The organism is Aestuariivirga sp. (genome assembly GCF_047602625.1).
In the GTDB taxonomy this organism is placed as follows: Bacteria; Pseudomonadota; Alphaproteobacteria; order Rhizobiales; family Aestuariivirgaceae; genus Aestuariivirga.
Genome location: NZ_JASGGV010000001.1, coordinates 350,164 through 368,315, shown reverse-complemented (window position 1 = coordinate 368,315; position 18,152 = coordinate 350,164). Strand labels below are relative to the sequence as shown.

The following is an 18,152-nucleotide window of genomic DNA, read 5'->3' as shown; positions in this document are numbered from 1 at the left end:
TAAACTTTTAGGCATTCATCCTGAAAGCAGCCGCAGGAATCGCGCGCAGGCCAGAAACTCGGCATGTCGGCCCATGCGGCGCTGCTTCGCCTCGTGATCCTCGCCCCATTGGGCAATCTGATAATCCTCATCCACATGGGCGGCAGACCACACGGCCTCTTCGTCCGCCGCCTGGCGAAAGAGCATGAGCGACAGAAGCGCCGAGCCGGTGAGCGTCGTGAGGGTGTGGAGCGCCGCAATCTCAAAGGCGGAACAGGATTTAATCGCCGTGCCCACCGCGCGCAACGCCTCGGGCGGCTGCGGATGATGCGTCACGCCCACAACCTGCTCGAAGGGCGCGTCGAGGGCGGACAGCGCCCAATCCATCACCGGGTCCCATGCCGCCTTCTGGCGGGCGATCAGTTCGGGCGGGCGGTCGGCGCGGTAGCAGATGAGATCGCTTCCGGCATAATCGACGATCTCCTGAAGGGCGGGATGATGATCGGGAGCGATGCGGTCGATGGCCGTGTTGGCCAGCTTGGTGAGATGCATGCTGTGGGGATTTATGGTCTCGCCCTGCTGCAGCCATTCCGCTGCAATCGCTTCCGCCAGCGCGGGCGTGGGGAGCACGAGCGGCAGCTTGGCCGGAGTCTTCACCGCCTTGCCGTCCAGCGCGATGCCGTTGCCCGGCGTGACGGTAACTTCTTTGTAGAAGCGCTTCATCCCCGGCGCTCCTGCCAAAGTGATTCAAGGGCGCTCGCCAATTGCTTGAAATCGCTGACAATCACATGAGCGCCCGCGTGCTCCAGTTCGCCCATCGGATGGTTGCCCCATGTCACGCCGATGGCTCCGGCGCCTGCAGCCCGCGCCATGCCGATGTCAAAACTGGTGTCCCCAATGACGATGGCGTCTTCCGGCCTTACGCCGGTTTCCGACAATGCCTGAACCACCATGGAGGGATGCGGCTTGGAGGGATGATCGTCGGAGGTCTGCACCGTCGCGAACCAACCCTCCAGCTTTTGCGCCGCAAGGAGATGCGCCACGCCGCGCCGCGATTTTCCGGTGGCGATGCCCAGCAGCACGTCATCGCGCCCATGCAAATTGGTCAGAAGTTCGCGCGCGCCGTCAAACAAATCTTCCAGGTGATCGCCCCGCGACCGGAAGCCCCAGAAGGCCTCCTTGTAGGCATCGGCAAGGCGGTGGTGGTCCGCGTCAGATGCGGCAGGCGCCAGCCCCCGCATCGCATCCACCAGCGACAGCCCGACGAAATCCATCAGCGTCTCGCGCGGTGGCAGCACCAGCCCGGTGGCCGAAAACGCCTCGACGATCGAGGCGGTGATCATGGCGCGGGAATCGACCAGCGTTCCGTCAACATCGAACAGCGCGAGCTTCATTCCTCTGGCCCGTCATAGCGGTTGGGATCGAAGCCAAAAAGCTTCCACGTTTCCAGCATGTGCGGCGGCAAGGGCGCCGAGACATCCACCGTGCCGCCCCGCGGATGCGGAAACACGATGCGCCGCGCGTGCAGATGCAACCGGTTGGGAACGCCCTCCGGCAAGTCTTCATCGCCGTGATATTTGTCATCGCCAAAGATGGGGTGGCCGATATGCGCCATGTGGGCGCGAAGCTGGTGCTGGCGGCCTGTTACCGGTTTGAGGGAGACCCAGGCGGTAACGTGTCCCGCCTTGTCGATCACGCAGTAGTGGGTGACGGCGCGCTGCTCGTCATCCTCCTCGCCCTCACCACTGGCGCGCATGCGGTCGCCTTCTGGCCCCTTGGCCTTGATCAGCGCCACGTCGATCTTGCCCTGCGCCGGCTTCGGCACACCTTTGACAGCAGCCCAATAGGTTTTCTTCACCGCGCGGGTGGCGAACAGCTTGCCAAGTGCAGACGCCACGGCGCGGCGCTTGGCCACCACGATGACGCCGGACGTATCGCGGTCAAGCCGGTGAACCAGCAAAGGCCGCTCGCCCAGTTCAACGCCCAGCCCCATAAGCAGGCCGTCGAGATGATGGTGCGTCTTGCTGCCGCCCTGCACGGCGAAGCCCGATGGCTTGTTGAGCACGAAGACGTCCCTGTCCTCGTGGATCACCAAGGAATCAAAGAGGCGGCGCTCCCCGCGGGTCAGCGGCTTGATGTCGGCCTTGGGCGTATCGGCGGGGCGCTTGTCGAAGGCGAGCGGCGGCACGCGGATTTCCTGCTCCACCTCAAGCCGCGAACTCGTCTTGGCGCGGGCACCCGCCACCCGCACCTGCCCGGTGCGGGTGAGCTTGTTGAGATAGGCGAAGGTCACTTGCGGAAAATGAATCTTGAACCAGCGGTCCAGCCGCATCCCCGCCTCATCGGCGGAGACGACATGGCGCTTCACCTCATTCATGCCAGCGCCGCCCGCACCAGCCAGAGCCCCGCGAAGACGGCCAGCAGCGAAAACACCACGGAGCCCATCGCATAGGCGCCTGCAAAGCCATAGGCCTTGCGCTCCACCAGCGTGGCGAAATCCAGCGAAAAGGCCGAGAAGGTAGTGAAGCCGCCGATGATGCCGGTAGTGAGAAAGGCGCGCATGTCATTCGACACATTCAGCTTCAGCGCCATGAGCGAGACAATCGCACCCATCACAAAGCATCCGATGACGTTGATGATCAGCGTATGCCAGGGAAACTCGCTACCATAGGCGGGGCCAACCGTGATGTTCACGAGATAGCGCAAGGCCGAACCAATCGCGCCACCAAGGGCGACCCAGAGAATGGTCATTCTCTTTCACTCCTTCCCCCCTTGCGGGAGAAGGTGGATCGCGCGGCAGCGCGAGACGGATGAGGGGGTGGGTGACGGCGGAGCGACCCCTCATCCGCCCCTTCGGGGCACCTTCTCCCGCAAGGGGAGAAGGAAGAATTGAACAGCCTGATGATCATTTCACGCCCGCATAACTGCCGTCGAAACTTGCGTTGGCGCCGCAATAGGTCTGGCAGGTATCACTGTCGATGCGCAGCATGCCGCTTGAGGGGCGAAAGAGGATGCGGCAGAAATCATCCTCGCTGCCGGTCGTCTCCGGATCATCCCACACAAAGGCGTCGCCAATGGGATTGGCGCCCTCGAAGGCCACATCGCAAGTGTTCTGCGCAGCACCGGTGACGGTAGAGATGTATCCCGTCAGCGTGCCGTCATCCTCGCGCACCACGAAGGCATCGCCTGCATCCTGCCCGCCGGACAGGCCGGAATGAAAGTTGCCGGTGATGCGCGTGGTGTCGCCTGCCTCGTGCGCGAGTTCGGCGAGGCGGCTGTCATAGGCCTTGGTCAGGCAATCGACATCGGTGCCGCAGGCATCGCGCGTCTTGAGCCAGGCGGGTTGGGCGGCGAGTGTTACGGCGTGGCCGCCGGATTTCTTCAGCGCCTGAAACAGCCGGTCCATCACCGAATCCTTCAGCGCCAGGTCGGCATTGTCTTCATTGCAGATCGTCGTCTCCACATCGCCCTTGGCCTTGGCGCAATCGAAGGACGGATCGGCAAGGGCCGGTGTTGCCATCAGGCACAGGGCGAACAGCGCCACGCGCATCACAGCCATCCCTTCTGCTTGAAATAGAGCCACGGCAGGATCGCCGACAGGATCATCAGCCCGATGGCGATGGGATAGCCATATTCCCAGTTCAACTCCGGCATCATGTGGAAATTCATGCCATAGATCGACGCCACCAGCGTGGGCGGCAGAAACACCACGGCGGCCACCGAGAAAATCTTGATGATGCCATTCTGCTCGATGGAGATAAGCCCCAGCACCGCATCGAGAAGGAAACTGATCTTGCCCGACAGGAAGGTGGCGTGATCGGTCAAGGACTGGATATCGCGCTGCACGATCTTGATGCGGGCGCGGTTGTCCTTCATCTCGCGCGACTGTTTCAACTGGTCGAAGATCGCCTGCGCGAAGGCCACGACCCGGCCAATCGAAACGAGACTCTCGCGCATCTTGGAGGTGAAATCGCCCTCCTCGCCGATGTTCTGGATCAGCACCTCGAGGTTCACGCCGCGCGGGCGGGCCAGCGGTTTGGTGGCGGCACCGCCCATCAGGCGGCCGGTGCCGAAGGTCTTGCGCGAGGTGTCGTCAACGATCTGCCCGACACGCTCCAGATGATCGGCGGCGCGGTCCACCACGGCCTCGAGCAGGCTGATGAAAACGCCCCAGCCCGTCATGGCCGTGGCCTGCGGTTTCATCGCCCGCTTGACATAGACCGGGAAGGCCTGCGGATGGTGATACCTGATTGTGATCAGCAGGTTATTTTTCACAATGAAGGTAACGGGTGAGGATTCCGGCTGGTCATTGTCGCCCCGCCGGATGAGGTTGGCGGTCATGAAGACGGCCCCGTCCTCCTGATAGAGACGGCTTGACGCCTCGATCTCCGCCAATTCCTCGCGGGTGGGAATATCGATGCCGAGCGAGGCTTCGACATGGGTTTCCTCTTCCGCCGTCGGCTCCACGAGGTCGAGCCACACGGCATCCGCCGGCACCTCGCCGCCGATGGTGGCGGCAAGGCCCGTGAGACAGCCATTGGCGGTTCCGTAGGCATTGAGCATGGCCTATCCTTAGCGAGGCCGCAGCGGGCCGCCAAGGGGCGGAATTATTCCAGATTTGTATGGTTGGCGCGCATCGCCTCGGGCGTGATCTTGAGCTTTTCACGCAGCTTCAGCACGATCACCTCGAAGACGATAAACTCCGCCCCCTCGAAGACCGAGCCCATCGGCAGCACCGAAACCTTGGCGCGCCGGTCATTGGCCATGGTCTGGGCGGGGATCACCAGAAGATGCTTGGCCAGCTTGGAGGTTGAACCTTCCGGCTGCGCGGTAACAACCAGCGTTTCCGCGCCCGCCTGATTGGCGATGTTCAAGAGAGCCGCCGCCGTGGGAAGCACGCCCGGCCCCACGGTGGCGATGAATAGTGCGCCCGGACCGGCGGGCGGTGTTGTCATGTCGCCCGTCACCGCCACCTCGAGCCCCAGATGGTGGAGGCGCATGGCAAAGCCCTTGATGGCCAGCCCTTCCCGCCCGCAACCATAAACGATGACGGTTTTCGCTTTGGCGATCAGGTCCACCACCCGGTCCACCGCCCCATCATCCATGCTGGCGCAGACTTCTGAGAGATCATTCAGGGCTTCGGTGTAGAGGGACATGCGTTACCTCCAGTCCAGCACGACCTTGCCGCAGCTTCCCTGCTTCATCAAGGCGAAGCCCTGCGCGAAATCGGCGGCTTTCATGCGGTGGGTAATGACCTTGCGCACGTCCAGGCCCGATTGCAGCATGGCGATCATCTTGTACCAGGTCTCAAACATTTCGCGGCCATAGATGCCCTTGATGGTGAGCGACTTGAAGATCACGCGATTCCAGTCCACCGTCGTGGCGCCGGATGGAATGCCGAGCAGCGCAATCTTGCCGCCCATGATGAGGTGGTCCACCATCTGGTCGAAAGCCTTGGGAGCGCCCGACATTTCGAGGCCAATATCGAAGCCCTCGCTCATCTTCAGCTTCGCCATCACATCGCGCAAATCCTCGCGCGAGACATTCACCGTCACGGCGTCGGTCACCTGATTGCAAAGCTCAAGCCGATAGTCGTTGATATCCGTCACCACCACGTGCCGCGCGCCCACATGGCGGCACACGGCGGCCGCCATGATGCCGATAGGGCCTGCGCCAGTGATCAGCACATCCTCGCCCACCAGATCGAAAGACAGCGCGGTGTGAACGGCATTGCCGAGCGGATCGAGAATGGCCCCGATCTCGTCGTCCACCTCTTCCGGCAGGTGGATGGCGTTGAAGGCGGGAATCTTGAGATATTCGGCAAAGGCGCCCGGCACATTCACGCCCACGCCCTTCGTCTCGGGATCAAGGTGGAAATGCCCGGCACGCGCCATGCGGCTTTTCATGCCGATGAGATGGCCCTCGCCCGAGACGCGATCGCCCACCTTCACGGTCCTCACATGAGGGCCAACCTCCACCACGCGCCCCGCAAATTCATGGCCCACCACCATGGGCACGGGGATCGTCTTCTGCGCCCACTGGTCCCATTTCCAGATGTGAAGATCGGTGCCGCAGATGCCGGTTTTCGCCACCTCGATCAGAATATCATCGGAGCCAACGGAGGGCTTCGGTTCATCGCGGAGGACGAGGCCTTCCGCCGGTTCGGTTTTTACAAGGGCGCGCATGATGTCTCTCAAGGTGACGCAATAATGCCAAGCTCGCGCCCGGCTGCGGTGAAGGCTGAAATGGCGGCGTCGATGTCCTCAGGACTGTGGGCGGCGGACATCTGGGTGCGGATGCGGGCCTGGCCTTTCGGCACCACGGGGAAGAAGAAGCCCGAGACATAGACGCCTTTCTCATAGAGCTTTGCGGCCAGATCCTGCGCCAGCTTCGCTTCGCCCAGCATGACGGGGATGATGGGGTGCTCACCCGGCAGCAGCGTGAAGCCCGCTTTCGCCATCCCTTCCCGGAATCGCCGGGCATTCCCAAAGAGGCGGGCGCGCAGTTCATCGCCCCGCTCCGCCATATCAATCGCTTTCAATGATGCGCCGACGATGGCCGGGGGCAGCGCGTTGGAAAAAAGGTAGGGCCGTGCCCGCTGGCGCATCAGATCCACAACAGGCTTTGCCGCCGCGATATAGCCGCCTGCGGAGCCGCCCAGCGCCTTGCCCAGCGTGCCGGTCAAAATATCGACCTTCACACCCGCGCGGGCTGGCGTTCCCCGGCCTTGCGGACCGATGAAGCCGGTGGCGTGGCAATCATCCACCATGACCAGCGCCTCATGCGCATCGGCGAGCTTTCGGATGTCTGCCAGCTTGGCGAAATAGCCGTCCATGGAGAACACGCCATCGGTGACGATGATCACCCGCCGCGCGCCAGCGCCTCGCGCTGCCTTCAACTGTGTTTCAAGATCATCCATATCGCCATTGGCAAAGCGGTAGCGTTTGGCTTTCGAGAGCCGCACGCCATCGATGATCGAGGCATGGTTCAAGGCATCGGAGACAATCGCATCCTGCTCGCCGAACAGCGGCTCGAACACCGCGCCATTGGCGTCGAAACAGGCAGCAAAGAGGATCGCCGCGTCCATATCCACATAACTGGCGATGCGGCTTTCAAGCTGTTCGTGGATGTCGCTGGTGCCGCAGATGAAGCGCACCGACGCCATGCCGAGTCCATGGCTGTCCATCGCCTGCTTGGCGGCTTCAATTAGCGCGGGGTGATCGGCCAGGCCCAGATAGTTGTTGGCGCAGAAATTCAAAACCTCGCGGCCGCCCTCCACCGCGATATGCGGGCGCTGCATGCCAAGGATTGGCCGCTCCGTCTTCCACAGGGATTGCTGGCGGATGCCGTCGAGTTCGGCTGTCAAATCGGCAAGAAATGTGGGCATCACGGTTCTCCGGTATCCCTCTTGAACCAGCAGCGGGCGCGAACCGCAAGCCGTGAGATTTTCTCAACCACCGCGCTGGATTTCGATTGCGGGATGACAGAATTTGCCGAAAACTGCCAGAAATGCACCGTCTTTTCCTGGCAATCATCGTCTGCGTCCTCGCGGTTTCAGGGCCCGCCGGGGCAGCGGGATGCTTTGAAACGAAAAATCCGCAAGAGATGGTCGGCCAATGTTCGGACGCCGTCTCCGCCGCCACGCCGGGCAGCCCGGAACATATACGGGCACAGCGGCGGCGGGCTTACGGCTGGTATCTCCTCAAGGATTACAAGAAGGCGCTTGCGGACATTGATGCCGCAGTTGCCGGTGACAGCCAGCAGGCCAAGAGCTATCAGCTCCGCGCCTATATTCTCGATGCGCTTGGTGAAAACAAGAAAGCGCTGGCCGATGTGCAGCGCGCCGTTAAACTCGATCCGGACAAAGTGCGCCTGAAGGAAGACCTCGCATATTATCAGAACGAGACCCGGAACTTCGCCGAAGCTCTCAAGACCTATGATGGCCTGATTGCCGCCTACCCCGCTGCGGCGCGTTATGCCGAAGCACGCGGCATGGTCTATCAGAACATGGGCAACGATACGAAGGCGCTTGCCGACTTCGATCAGGCGTTGCGGCTTTGGCCCGTTAACGGCGATTACTGGTGCCGGAGAGGGCAACTCTACGCACGCATCGGCCTGTTGACAAAAGCCGAAGCCGATCTGCGAAGGGCCTCCGACCTGGCGCCGGAAAACGCCTACGCGAAAATCGCCCTGGCCCGCACCGTCCTCGATCTGAACCGTCCCGGCGAATCCCTGGCCATTCTTGACCGCGTGCTGGCGTCGCAAGGATTTTCCGACGCCTATCTCGGGCGGGCTGCGGCGAACTTCAACCTCGGAAACCTCGACGCCGCCGAGAGCGACGTGGCCGCCGCCATGCAAATGCGGGATGCGGATGAGCTTTGGGCGATGGTGCTGAAAGCCAGGATTGCTCATGCCCGCGGCGCAGATGCCCGAGCTTTGGCATATTACGCCGAAGCTGCGCGGCGCTGGCCCGACGCCGTGGACTGGCATTACTGGCGTGGACTGCAGCTTGCGGATGGCCAGGCTTACGGCAAGGCTCTCGCGGATTTCGATGCGGTCCTGCGAATTGACCCGTCCGACCAGTTCACAAACCTCGAACGCGCCAAGGCTCTCAATGCGCTCGACCGCTGGCAGGAGGCGCTGAAAGCCGCCGACCGCGCGCTGGCAACCAATCCGGACTTCGCGGATGCGCACGCATTCCGGGCCTATCTGCTCAACAGCGACGGACAGTACGGCGAGGCTTTGGCGGCCGCATCGCGTGCAATTGCACTCGATCCCCAAGGCCGCGACGGATTTTACCGGCGGGCCTACGCGCACTGGTGGCTCGGGAACTATCAACAGGCGGAGGCCGACTACAACAGCGTAATCGCCATCGACCCGCAATATGCTTCCGCGTTTTCCGAACGCGCCGCCGTGCGCAACGAACTCGGCAATTATGAGGGCGCCCGGGAGGATGTCATCCATGCGATCGCACTCGACAACACCAACGCCGTTGATTTCGTCCGGCTCGGCGACATCATGTCCAGCCTTGGCGACGATGTGCTGGCGGTCGCCGCATACCGCCGGGCCTTGATCCTCGATCCGTCCGACGCCTGGACGAGAATTTACAGATCGACATCCTTGGCGCGGCAGGAAAATTTCAGCCAAGCCATGGAGGATTGCCAGAAGGCGCTCGAACTCATGCCAAAATCGCCAGCTGGTTACTGGTGTGTGGGAAATGTTCGCGCTGCGCAGCGCCTCACTCATGCCGCCGTGGCGGCTTTCCGCCAGGCGCTGAAACTCAATCCGGTCTATGGCCCAGCCCTTTACGACAGGGGGCGTATGTTGATGCAGGAAGGAAAATATGACCAGGCGCGCGCGGATTTTTCTGCGGCGATTTCCCGCAATTATCGCAAAAGCGAGTTGTTTCTTCTGCGCGGCGACAGCCTGCAGGAACTCGGCCTTCCGGGCCCCGCCATAAAGGATTATCGCGCAGCCGTCTCATCGGGGGTGCCCGAAGTCGCCACAGCCGCCGCAATCCGCATGAACCGTTTGCGTTCAAAGGCTCCACCGCCGCTCCATGACCTGCCCGGATATCCGCAGCAATCCAGCGCCGGCCCGTTCCCCGATTGAATTGAAGCGCCTTCAGCCGCATGCTAGGGCGCTGGCCATGACAGAACCCATTCACATCATCGGTGCCGGCATGGCGGGGTCGGAAGCGGCGTGGCAGGCGGCGGAAGCGGGCGTACCTGTGGTGCTACATGAAATGCGGCCGCTGGTTGCCACCGACGCGCACCGGACCGATGGCTTCGCCGAACTGGTGTGCTCCAATTCCTTCCGCTCGGATGATGCCGAACAGAATGCGGTTGGCCTCCTGCATTGGGAGATGCGGCAGGCGGGATCGCTCATCATGGAGATGGCCGGCCGCCATCAGGTGCCCGCTGGCGGCGCGCTGGCGGTGGACCGTGATGCCTTTTCAGCGGATGTCACGGCGGCGCTCAAAGGTCATCCGCGCGTCACCGTCGAAACCGGTGAGATCGCAGGCCTTCCGCCTCACGGCTGGGACAATGTGATCGTCGCCACCGGCCCCCTCACCTCGCCCGCCCTGGCCCAAGCGGTGCGCGGGCTGACGGGCGAGGATGATCTTGCCTTCTTCGATGCCATCGCCCCCATCGTCCACCGCGACACCATCAACATGGATGTGGCGTGGTATCAGTCGCGCTATGACAAGGTCGGCCCCGGCGGCACCGGCAAGGATTACATCAACTGCCCGCTGACGCGCGAACAGTATGACTTTTTCATCCGTGGGCTGATGGACGGCGAGAAGACCGATTTCAAGGAGTGGGAAGCCTCGACGCCCTATTTCGACGGCTGCCTTCCCATCGAAGTGATGGCCGAGCGGGGGCCGGAGACGCTGCGGCACGGACCGATGAAGCCGCGCGGCCTCACCAACGCGCATCAGCCCGAGCAGAAGCCCTATGCGGTGGTGCAACTCCGGCAGGACAACAAGCTCGGCACGCTCTACAATATCGTGGGCTTTCAGACGAAGCTCAAATATGCCGCACAGGCGGCGCTGTTCCGCACCATCCCCGGCCTTGAGAATGCGGAATTCGCGCGCCTCGGCGGCCTGCACCGCAACACCTTCCTCAACAGCCCGAAGGTTCTGGACGAGCACCTGCGCCTCAAGGCCGATCCGCGCCTGCGTTTCGCAGGGCAGATCACTGGCGTTGAAGGCTATGTCGAGAGCGCGGCCATGGGCCTGATGGCGGGGCGCATGGCGACGGCGGAGCGGAAGGGTGCGGCCTTCATAGTGCCGCCGGCTACCACGGCGCATGGCGCGCTCATCAACCACATTACCGGCGGCCATATCGAGACGACGGACCACAAATCCTCGTTCCAGCCGATGAATGTGAATTTCGGCCTGTTTCCGCCCGTCGATGCGCCGAAAAAGATCGACGGCAAACGCCTCTCCCACACCGACAAGGCGGTGGCGCGAAAGCGCAGCTATACCTCACGCGCCATGGCTGATTTCACGGCATGGCTGGAAGGCGCTGCCGCGCTGGCGGCGAAGTAATTCTCAGAAGCGCTCCCGCCGTGCGGCATTCCACAGCGTGAACTGGCGGCGGAGTGCGGATGGCGGGCGGGCGCGCAAATAGAGATCTGTCAGGCTCACAGGCAGGAAGGCTGGCAGCGCTGCGGCGGGACTATTCCCGGCGGCGGCACGCGCTTCCGTTAGCCGCTTTATGGCATGGGCCTTTGCGTCAAAACCCTGCGGCAGAAGAGCCGCACGCTTCGGATCATGCAGCATCCGGGCGAGGCCGAAGGCAACGCCGCCCAGGCCCGCCGCATCGGCGCAGCGGCGCGCGCCGTCACCCGCGAGGATCATCGCCGCAAGCTGGATCATCGCCGAGTCCGTTTCGCCGAGATAGGTTTCGAGCGCGGTGACGGATGAAAACGGTTCACGGTAAAGCTCCGCCTCATGCGCCATCACCAGCGCATGCAAGGGAGCCTTGGGCAATCCAAGAGTTGCCAGAGCTTCGGCAACCGGGTGCCCCGTGGCAGGCGCTTCAATCGCCTCATGCCACCATTGCAGGCGGATGAGCCCGATCTGCGGTTCGCTCACCAGCGATGGGATACGCGCCACCTCAACGGCAAAAGCATAAAGCGCCAGAAGCGGATTACGCTTTTCATCGGGGGCAAACAGGGTTGAAAGATAGCGGTCGCGGTCCCCTGCCCGAACGATGTCCGCGATGGCAGCGGCGCTCATGCGGGGCGTTCGACGGCGACCAGGGCGGCGGCGACGCGGCGCTTCTCGCCCAGCAGCAGATTGTAGGTGGTGACGGCCGAAGCGGTGATCATGAAATCCATCATCAGCCCGCGCTCGCTGAATGCCCGGCGCACCTCGCGCGGCGGCGGCGTCATGGCTTCGCCGGTGCCGAGAATCAATAGATCGAGGGATGCGCGTTCGTTGAACACGCCAGTGAAGTCGGCCACGGTTAGCGGCTGCGACGGACCCCACGCATAGACGCCGCTGGGCAGCGCCAGAATTGAGCCTTTGTGCGACATGCCGGCAAAGCCGAAGCCGCCGCCGCCATAGACATCGATCGCTGGCCTGCCGGGGAAAAATCCCGTCACGGGCGCGAAGCGGCCGGCTTTCCCGATCCGGGCCTGCCGGGTGCGGCGCGCACGTTCTTCTGCTCACGCTCGGTGCCGAGAAGGATCAGCACGGGCGCGGCGATGAAGATCGAGGAATAGGTGCCGATGATCACGCCGAGGATCATGGTGAAGGTGAAGCCATGCAGCACCTCGCCGCCGAACACATAGAGCGCCACCAGCGCCAGCATGGTGGTGACGGAGGTGAGGATGGTGCGCGGCAGCACCGAGTTCAGCGAGAAGTCGATCAGATCGGCCAGCGGCATGGACTTGTATTTCCGCAGATATTCGCGGATGCGGTCGAACACCACCACCGTATCGTTCAGCGAATAGCCGACGATGGTGAGAATCGCCGCGATGATCTGCAGGTTGAATTCGATGCGCAGCAGGCAGAAGACGCCGATGGTGATCAGCACGTCATGCAGCAGCGAAACGACGGCGCCGATGGCGAACTGCCACTCGAAGCGGAACCACACGTAGATGACGATGCCGATGATGGCGACGACCACGGCGATGATGCCCTGCTCGGTCAATTCAGCCGAAACCTTGGGGCCGATCACTTCCTTGGAGCGGATTTCAACGCCATCACCCAGAACGGCGCTCACCTTCTCGACCGCCGCCTGAAGTGCCGAATTGCCGCCTTCGGGCGCGGGCAGCCGGATCAGCACATCATTGGGAGAGCCAAACTGCTGGATTTCAGCCTCGCCGAGGTTGAGGCTGTTCACCCGCTCGCGAAGCTGATCGACGGCGATCGGCTGTTCGCCGCGCACCGTCAAAACCATGCCGCCCTTGAAATCCACGCCCATGTTGAGGCCGAGGAAAATAAACAGCAGGATGGCCGCCGCGCAGAGAAGGCCGGAAAAGAAGAACCCCAGCCGCGACAGCAGCATGAAGTGAATCTTGGTGTCGTCGGGGATGAAGCGGATTGGCTTGAAGCGCATGAATTTTCTCCGCTCCTAGAGCGGAACCTCCTTGGGCTTCGTCTGGCGCACCCAGAGGGTAACGATAAAGCGCGTGACGGTGAATGCCGTGTACATGGTGGTGAGAATGCCGATGGCGTGGGCGATGGCGAAGCCCTTGACCGGCCCCGAGCCGACGCCGAACAGCACCACCGCGGCGATAAGCGCGGTGAGGTTCGAGTCGATGATGGTGCCGAGGCCCGCCTTGAAGCCCGTCTCGATGGAACTGAGCGCGCTCCGGCCATTGCGCCATTCCTCGCGGATGCGCTCGAAGATGATGACGTTGGAGTTGACCGCCATGCCCATGGTGAGCACGATGCCGGCGATGCCGGGCAGCGTGAGGGTGAAGCCGAACAGCGACATCAGCGCAATCAGCATCACCAGGTTCACCAGCAGCGCGATGTTGGCGAAAATGCCGAATAGCCCATAAGCGACGATCATGAAGATCATCACCAGGATGAGGCCCAGCACCGCCGCATGGAAGCCCGCCTTGATCGAATTCGGCGCCGAGGCTTGGCCCTACTGTCGTCTGCTGCACCACGGTCAGCTTGGCGGGCAAAGCGCCCGAACGCAGCACGATGGCGAGGTTCGAGGTTTCATCGACGGTGAAGTTGCCGGAAATCTGCCCGGAACCGCCAATGATCGGTTCATTGATAACCGGCGCGCTCATCACCACGTCGTCAAGCACGATGGCGAAGCGCTTGCCGACATTGTTGGTGGTGAGTTGGCCAAAGCGCTGCGCGCCCTTGGTGTTGAACCGGAAGGTGACGACCGGCCTGCCGTTCTGGTCGAAGCTGGGCTTTGCGTCCGTCAGATCGGCGCCGTCCACCGTGGCGGTCGTCGCCGTCTGCACCCAGATTTTCTGGTCAGGATTTTCCTTCATCGGCAGTTCGCGGCATTCCGGCGGCGGCATCTGGCCGGGCGCCGTCGGCTGCGCTTCGCACACCATCTGGAAGGTGAGCTTGGCGGTGGTGCCGATGAGGTCAATCACCTTGTCCGGGTCTGTTTCGCCGGGAAGCTGGATGACGATACGGCTCTGCCCCTGCTGCTGGATCGTCGCTTCGCGGGTGCCGAGGCCGTTGATGCGGTTGGACACGATCTTCACCGTCTGGTCGATGGCGCCGGTGATCTTGGCGTCGATGCCAGCTTCGGAATAGGCAAGCGTGAACTGCTGTCCATCCTGCGAGAGATTGAAGAGATTGACGGCCGCGCCGGTGCCGAAGATGCCGGAATTGACCGGCTGCAGCAGCTTCAAAAGCTCGGTGCGCGCCGCCGGGGCATCTTCAGGCTTCAGGATGCGCACGCTGATGCCGGCGTCGGTGGCATTGATGCCGCTATAGCCAATCTTGGCGGTGCGCAGCGCATTGCGGATATCGGCGGTTTCCTGCTCCGCCAGCTTCTTCTTCAGGTCGTTGCGGTCGAGTTCGAGCAGCACGTTGGCGCCGCCCTGCAGGTCGAGGCCGAGGGTGAGCGGGCGGAAGGCCTGCGTGAAGCTGTTGGCCTGCAGCGCATCGTTCCATTTGGCGGGAAGGACGTTGGGAAGAGCAAACAGAATGGCGAGCAGAACCGAGCCGAGGATTCCGAGGGCCTTCCAGCGGGTGAAGTGCAGCATCGTCGATCTTACTTGGTGTCGCTTTTCACGGGCTCGCCCTTGGCGCGCACGTCGGAAATGCCGGCGCGCAGCACGCGCACCTTCACGTTCTCGCCGATTTCCACCTGCAATTCATTGTCATCCACCACCTTCACCACCTTGCCGATCAGGCCGCCATTGGTGATCACTGTGTCGCCCTTGGCGATCTTCTTGAGAAGGTCCTGATGGTCCTTCATCTTCTTCTGCTGCGGGCGGATGAGGAGGAACCAGAACACCACCATGATGGCGGCCAGCGGCACGATCATGCTGGCAAAATCGCCAAGGCCCGGGGCTGCGCCGCCAGCGGCCTGCGCGAAAATGGGGGTGAAGGTCACGGGGTTCGTCTCCGGCTAATGAAGGTCGCGCGGAATATAGCGACGGATCAGCCCATTGCAACCGGTGGATTGGGGCTTCTTTACGGAGCCGCGTGCGGCGGCTAAGAGGCTCATATGACAAAGGAAAAGAAGTCAGACCTGCTGCACCGCATCGCCTCGGCGCTGGAGCGCCTTGCGCCGCCGCCTCCCCCGCCCGCCGATCTTTCGGCGAACGCCGCCTTCGTGTGGAACGCGCGGGAGAAGGTGCTGCAGCCGGTTCCGAAGGTGAACAGGGTCGAGATTTCGCTGCTCAAGGGCGTCGACCTCACGCGCGACCTGCTGATCGAAAACACCAGGCGTTTCGCCAAGGGCCTTCCCGCCAACAACGTGCTGCTGTGGGGGGCTCGCGGCATGGGCAAGTCGTCGCTCGTCAAGGCGGGGCATCATACGATCAATGCGGAGACCGGCGGCACGCTGCGGCTGATCGAGATCCACCGCGAGGATATTGAAAGCCTGCCCGATCTCATGGCGCTGATCCGCAATGCGCCGGACTACCGCTTCATCGTGTTCTGCGACGATCTCTCTTTCGATGCTGATGACACGTCCTACAAATCCCTCAAGGCGGCGCTCGATGGCGGCATTGAAGGGCGGCCTTCCAACATGGTGTTCTACGCCACCTCGAACCGACGGCATCTGCTGCCGCGCGACATGATCGAGAACGAGCGCTCCACCGCCATCAATCCTTCCGAAGCGGTGCAGGAAAAGGTGTCGCTGTCAGACCGCTTCGGCCTGTGGCTGGGCTTCCACAGCTGCTCGCAGGACGAATTCCTAGACATGATCATGGGCTATGTGAAGCATTATGGCCTGAAGATCAGCGATGACGACGTGCGGGCGCAGGCGATCGAATGGCAGGCCACGCGCGGCAGCCGCTCGGGCCGCGTGGCCTGGCAGTTCGTGCAGGATTTGGCCGGGCGGCTGGGACAGAAGATCGAGGATTGAGTCTCACCCCACCTCTTTCTCGATCCGCGTCCAGTCTTCCGGGCTCGCGGCCCGCGGCACCATCACGTGTTCGCGGAAGGCGTGCCGGTCCTTCACCGCTTCAAACCACTCCGCGATGTGGGGCGCCGCGCCTGCCTCTTCGCCAATTCCGGAATAACGCCACCACAGGCAACCCATCACGATATCGCCGAAGCTGAACGCCTCGCCCGCGAACCAGTCGTGCTGCGAAAGATGCCGGTCGGCGATGGCGATGGCATTGCGCATGTCGCCGCGCGCCTTGTCGAGAATTTGAGAGTCGCGCGCGTTCTCCGGCAACCGCACGCGCTGGAAGAAGATCGTGCCCACCAGCGGATAAAACGTGGTCTGCTGCCATTCCATCCACTGCTCGGCTAGCGCCAGCGCATGCGGTTCTTCCGGGCGCAGCACACCGGCGCGATAGCGCGCCGAGAGATAGCGCACGATGGCGTTGGACTCGAACATCGTCACATCGCCATCGAGGATGACGGGGATCAGGCCGTTTGGATTCATGCGCAGGAAATCGGCATCGCGGTTGCCGCCGAAACTGCCGCCCACCGTCTCGCGGGTGAAGGGAATATCCAGCTCACCCAGCGTCCACAGCACCTTCTGCACATTGACGGAGGTTTTCCGTCCCCACACTCTGATCATCGGCATGTCTCCTATGCCGGGGAGCATGGAACGCTGCCGCAAAAAAGCAAGAGCCCGGATTTCATGTCCGGGCTCGAGGTTATGCAGGGGTATGGAGGATTATCCGTTGGCGGCCGTAGACGAGCCGAGGAACTGCATGGGATCGAGCGCCGTGGCGCCTTTGCGCACCTCAAAGTGAAGCTGCGGGCTGGAGACAGAACCCGTCTGTCCGGCCTTGGCAATCACGTCGCCGCGCTTCACCGTGTCGCCGCGCTTGACGAACAGTTCCTTGGCGTGGGCGTAGGCCGTCACGTAGCCATCCTGATGGCGGATCAGCACGAGATTGCCATAACCCTTGAGCTCATTGCCGGCATAGGCCACCACGCCATCATCGGCGGCGCGGATGCTGGTGCCTTCCGGAACGGCGATGTTGATGCCCTCATTCTTGAGGCCGTTCGGCTTGCCACCGAAGCCCGAGATCACCTTGCCGCGCACCGGCCAGCGCATGCCGGGGGCGCCAGCATCGGCGAGCGACGGTGTCGGAGCCGTGGTGTCAGGCGTTGCCGCGGCGGTATCAGCCGCGGTTGTTGATTTCGCATCGGGGATCGCCGTAGGTGCTGCCGTTGCGATCTTGGCGGGTGCGGGCTGCTCCGTGGACGGAGCATCATCGTCAGCCACGGCCGCCGTCTTGGATGGAACCTTGAGCGTCGTTGGCGGCGCGCCGGTTGCCACGCGGGCGGCATTGCTGCCCGGGATTTTCACCGTCTGGCCGACACGCAGCGTGGCGTTGTGGTTCAACCCGTTGGCATCGGCAATCGTCTGCGGCTTCACGCCGAATTTGCGGCCGAGGGAATAGAGCGTTTCGCCGGAGGCAACCTGATGGGTCGCGCCGCCCGCAATATGCTGCTTCGGCTGCGTTTCAACTTCGGCGCTGGCGGTTTTCTGCAGCTTCACCGGGGTCGGCGCAGCCATGGCGATGCGGCCTTCGGGAACATTCAGCACCATGCCCTGATGTACGGCATAGGGCGCCTTCAGATGATTGGCGGCGGCGAGTTCCGCGACGGTCAGGTTGTGGCTGCGGGCGATGGAATAGAGCGTCATGCCCTGCCCGACGGTGACGGTGTTGCCGCCACCCGCCACGGGTGCGCCGTCATCGAAGCTCTGCGTGCTGGCCTGCTGAACCGGCTGCTTGTAGATGGGCTTCTTGGCATTGGAGCCGTAGTTATATCCGGTGGTGGTCCGGTAATTGCTCCCGCCCAGCGGCTTCGAGGTTACCACGTCGTCGTCAGACGACGCCACCTGCTGCTTCGGCACGGAAGCGGTGTAGACTGGATCGGCGTCTGACGGATTGGAAGAACCGCCGCTGGAGGCGAAGCGCTCCACCGAGGACGAGCACCCGGCGAGCATGACGGCGGCGAACGCTGTGACGATATAATGCGCCTTCATACCCCTGACGGCGCGCGGAAGAGAACTCGACATACCCCGGACTCCACT

At 62.7% G+C, this 18,152-nt stretch carries 19 protein-coding genes and 1 pseudogene; 3 read left to right on the top strand and 17 right to left on the bottom strand.

All coding sequences use genetic code 11. From position 1 onward, the window contains the following. Window positions 1-15 precede the first annotated feature (15 nt). From QM694_RS01905 to QM694_RS01865, 9 genes are all read right to left on the bottom strand, one after another. Entirely contained in the window at window positions 16-702 is a 687-nt protein-coding gene (locus tag QM694_RS01905) for an ATP12 family chaperone protein (RefSeq protein WP_415005257.1), read from the bottom strand. Further along, window positions 699-1,373: an HAD-IA family hydrolase gene (locus QM694_RS01900; RefSeq protein WP_415005256.1), complete on the bottom strand. Its 675-nt coding sequence runs from the start codon at window positions 1,371-1,373 to the stop codon at window positions 699-701. The genes QM694_RS01905 and QM694_RS01900 overlap by 4 nt, the downstream gene beginning before the upstream one ends. After that, window positions 1,370-2,356 carry an RluA family pseudouridine synthase gene (locus QM694_RS01895; RefSeq protein ID WP_415005255.1) on the bottom strand — a complete coding sequence of 329 codons (987 nt, stop codon included), beginning with the start codon at window positions 2,354-2,356 and terminating at the stop codon, window positions 1,370-1,372. Before QM694_RS01895 ends, QM694_RS01900 begins: the two co-directional genes overlap by 4 nt. After that, window positions 2,353-2,730, bottom strand: coding sequence for a fluoride efflux transporter CrcB (gene crcB, locus QM694_RS01890; RefSeq protein ID WP_415005254.1), 378 nt, complete (start codon window positions 2,728-2,730; stop codon window positions 2,353-2,355). The genes QM694_RS01895 and crcB overlap by 4 nt, the downstream gene beginning before the upstream one ends. Before the next feature lie 154 nt (window positions 2,731-2,884). Continuing rightward, window positions 2,885-3,538: a lysozyme inhibitor LprI family protein gene (locus QM694_RS01885; protein ID WP_415005253.1), complete on the bottom strand. Its 654-nt coding sequence runs from the start codon at window positions 3,536-3,538 to the stop codon at window positions 2,885-2,887. Beyond that, on the bottom strand, window positions 3,529-4,542 hold the full coding sequence (locus QM694_RS01880; protein ID WP_415005252.1) for a magnesium transporter CorA family protein: 1,014 nt from the start codon (window positions 4,540-4,542) through the stop codon (window positions 3,529-3,531). The genes QM694_RS01885 and QM694_RS01880 overlap by 10 nt, the downstream gene beginning before the upstream one ends. A 44-nt stretch (window positions 4,543-4,586) precedes the next feature. Next, window positions 4,587-5,135: an SIS domain-containing protein gene (locus QM694_RS01875; protein WP_415005251.1), complete on the bottom strand. Its 549-nt coding sequence runs from the start codon at window positions 5,133-5,135 to the stop codon at window positions 4,587-4,589. A 3-nt stretch (window positions 5,136-5,138) separates the two neighbouring features. Then, complete coding sequence (gene tdh / locus QM694_RS01870) at window positions 5,139-6,176, bottom strand: L-threonine 3-dehydrogenase (RefSeq protein WP_415005250.1); 1,038 nt, start codon at window positions 6,174-6,176, stop codon at window positions 5,139-5,141. Then, a complete protein-coding gene (locus tag QM694_RS01865; RefSeq protein WP_415005249.1) occupies window positions 6,173-7,369 on the bottom strand; it encodes a glycine C-acetyltransferase in 1,197 nt (398 codons plus the stop codon). Before QM694_RS01865 ends, tdh begins: the two co-directional genes overlap by 4 nt. A gap of 119 nt (window positions 7,370-7,488) precedes the next feature. On the opposite strand from QM694_RS01865, the gene QM694_RS01860 reads away from it, so the two are divergent. Continuing rightward, entirely contained in the window at window positions 7,489-9,591 is a 2,103-nt protein-coding gene (locus tag QM694_RS01860; protein ID WP_415005248.1) for a tetratricopeptide repeat protein, read from the top strand. Window positions 9,592-9,628: 37 nt separating this feature from the next. Next, window positions 9,629-11,032 (top strand): methylenetetrahydrofolate--tRNA-(uracil(54)-C(5))-methyltransferase (FADH(2)-oxidizing) TrmFO, encoded by a 1,404-nt coding sequence (trmFO, locus tag QM694_RS01855; RefSeq protein WP_415005247.1) that lies wholly within the window; start codon window positions 9,629-9,631, stop codon window positions 11,030-11,032. A gap of 3 nt (window positions 11,033-11,035) precedes the next feature. Here trmFO and QM694_RS01850 read toward each other — a convergent pair whose 3' ends face one another. The 6 genes and pseudogenes from QM694_RS01850 to yajC all read right to left on the bottom strand — a co-directional run bounded on the left by QM694_RS01850 (window position 11,036) and on the right by yajC (window position 15,035). Further along, window positions 11,036-11,725: a phytoene/squalene synthase family protein gene (locus QM694_RS01850; protein WP_415005246.1), complete on the bottom strand. Its 690-nt coding sequence runs from the start codon at window positions 11,723-11,725 to the stop codon at window positions 11,036-11,038. Continuing rightward, window positions 11,722-12,093 carry an Mth938-like domain-containing protein gene (locus tag QM694_RS01845; protein ID WP_415005245.1) on the bottom strand — a complete coding sequence of 124 codons (372 nt, stop codon included), beginning with the start codon at window positions 12,091-12,093 and terminating at the stop codon, window positions 11,722-11,724. The genes QM694_RS01850 and QM694_RS01845 overlap by 4 nt, the downstream gene beginning before the upstream one ends. Beyond that, on the bottom strand, window positions 12,090-13,052 hold the full coding sequence (gene secF, locus QM694_RS01840) for a protein translocase subunit SecF (protein WP_415005244.1): 963 nt from the start codon (window positions 13,050-13,052) through the stop codon (window positions 12,090-12,092). Before secF ends, QM694_RS01845 begins: the two co-directional genes overlap by 4 nt. A gap of 15 nt (window positions 13,053-13,067) precedes the next feature. Further along, on the bottom strand, window positions 13,068-13,541 hold the full coding sequence (locus QM694_RS01835) for a SecD/SecF family protein translocase subunit (RefSeq protein ID WP_415005243.1): 474 nt from the start codon (window positions 13,539-13,541) through the stop codon (window positions 13,068-13,070). Between the two features lie 139 nt (window positions 13,542-13,680). Beyond that, window positions 13,681-14,682 (bottom strand): annotated as a pseudogene (locus tag QM694_RS01830) (SecDF P1 head subdomain-containing protein); the annotation flags it as partial. Between the two features lie 8 nt (window positions 14,683-14,690). Continuing rightward, on the bottom strand, window positions 14,691-15,035 hold the full coding sequence (gene yajC, locus QM694_RS01825; protein WP_415005242.1) for a preprotein translocase subunit YajC: 345 nt from the start codon (window positions 15,033-15,035) through the stop codon (window positions 14,691-14,693). Between the two features lie 114 nt (window positions 15,036-15,149). On the opposite strand from yajC, the gene QM694_RS01820 reads away from it, so the two are divergent. Then, window positions 15,150-16,013, top strand: coding sequence for an ATP-binding protein (locus QM694_RS01820; protein WP_415005241.1), 864 nt, complete (start codon window positions 15,150-15,152; stop codon window positions 16,011-16,013). A 3-nt stretch (window positions 16,014-16,016) separates the two neighbouring features. Here the strand turns inward: QM694_RS01820 and QM694_RS01815 are convergent, their stop codons facing one another. Together QM694_RS01815 and QM694_RS01810 are read right to left on the bottom strand one after the other, a co-directional pair. Beyond that, a complete protein-coding gene (locus QM694_RS01815; protein ID WP_415005240.1) occupies window positions 16,017-16,685 on the bottom strand; it encodes a glutathione S-transferase family protein in 669 nt (222 codons plus the stop codon). Between the two features lie 93 nt (window positions 16,686-16,778). Beyond that, window positions 16,779-18,137, bottom strand: coding sequence for a peptidoglycan DD-metalloendopeptidase family protein (locus QM694_RS01810; protein WP_415005239.1), 1,359 nt, complete (start codon window positions 18,135-18,137; stop codon window positions 16,779-16,781). Window positions 18,138-18,152: the final 15 nt, after the last annotated feature.

Bases quoted from the DNA above. Each gene is read 5' to 3' on its own strand.
- QM694_RS01905 (WP_415005257.1), bottom strand. From the start codon at position 702: ATGAAGCGCTTCTACAAAGAAGTTACCGTCACGCCGGGCAACGGCATC.
- secF (WP_415005244.1), bottom strand. From the start codon at position 13,052: ATGCGCTTCAAGCCAATCCGCTTCATCCCCGACGACACCAAGATTCAC.
- QM694_RS01875 (WP_415005251.1), bottom strand. From the start codon at position 5,135: ATGTCCCTCTACACCGAAGCCCTGAATGATCTCTCAGAAGTCTGCGCC.
- QM694_RS01895 (WP_415005255.1), bottom strand. From the start codon at position 2,356: ATGAATGAGGTGAAGCGCCATGTCGTCTCCGCCGATGAGGCGGGGATG.
- QM694_RS01885 (WP_415005253.1), bottom strand. From the start codon at position 3,538: ATGGCTGTGATGCGCGTGGCGCTGTTCGCCCTGTGCCTGATGGCAACA.
- QM694_RS01815 (WP_415005240.1), bottom strand. From the start codon at position 16,685: ATGCCGATGATCAGAGTGTGGGGACGGAAAACCTCCGTCAATGTGCAG.
- QM694_RS01880 (WP_415005252.1), bottom strand. From the start codon at position 4,542: ATGCTCAATGCCTACGGAACCGCCAATGGCTGTCTCACGGGCCTTGCC.
- QM694_RS01850 (WP_415005246.1), bottom strand. From the start codon at position 11,725: ATGAGCGCCGCTGCCATCGCGGACATCGTTCGGGCAGGGGACCGCGAC.
- QM694_RS01810 (WP_415005239.1), bottom strand. From the start codon at position 18,137: ATGTCGAGTTCTCTTCCGCGCGCCGTCAGGGGTATGAAGGCGCATTAT.
- QM694_RS01860 (WP_415005248.1), top strand. From the start codon at position 7,489: ATGCACCGTCTTTTCCTGGCAATCATCGTCTGCGTCCTCGCGGTTTCA.
- crcB (WP_415005254.1), bottom strand. From the start codon at position 2,730: ATGACCATTCTCTGGGTCGCCCTTGGTGGCGCGATTGGTTCGGCCTTG.
- trmFO (WP_415005247.1), top strand. From the start codon at position 9,629: ATGACAGAACCCATTCACATCATCGGTGCCGGCATGGCGGGGTCGGAA.
- QM694_RS01900 (WP_415005256.1), bottom strand. From the start codon at position 1,373: ATGAAGCTCGCGCTGTTCGATGTTGACGGAACGCTGGTCGATTCCCGC.
- QM694_RS01820 (WP_415005241.1), top strand. From the start codon at position 15,150: ATGACAAAGGAAAAGAAGTCAGACCTGCTGCACCGCATCGCCTCGGCG.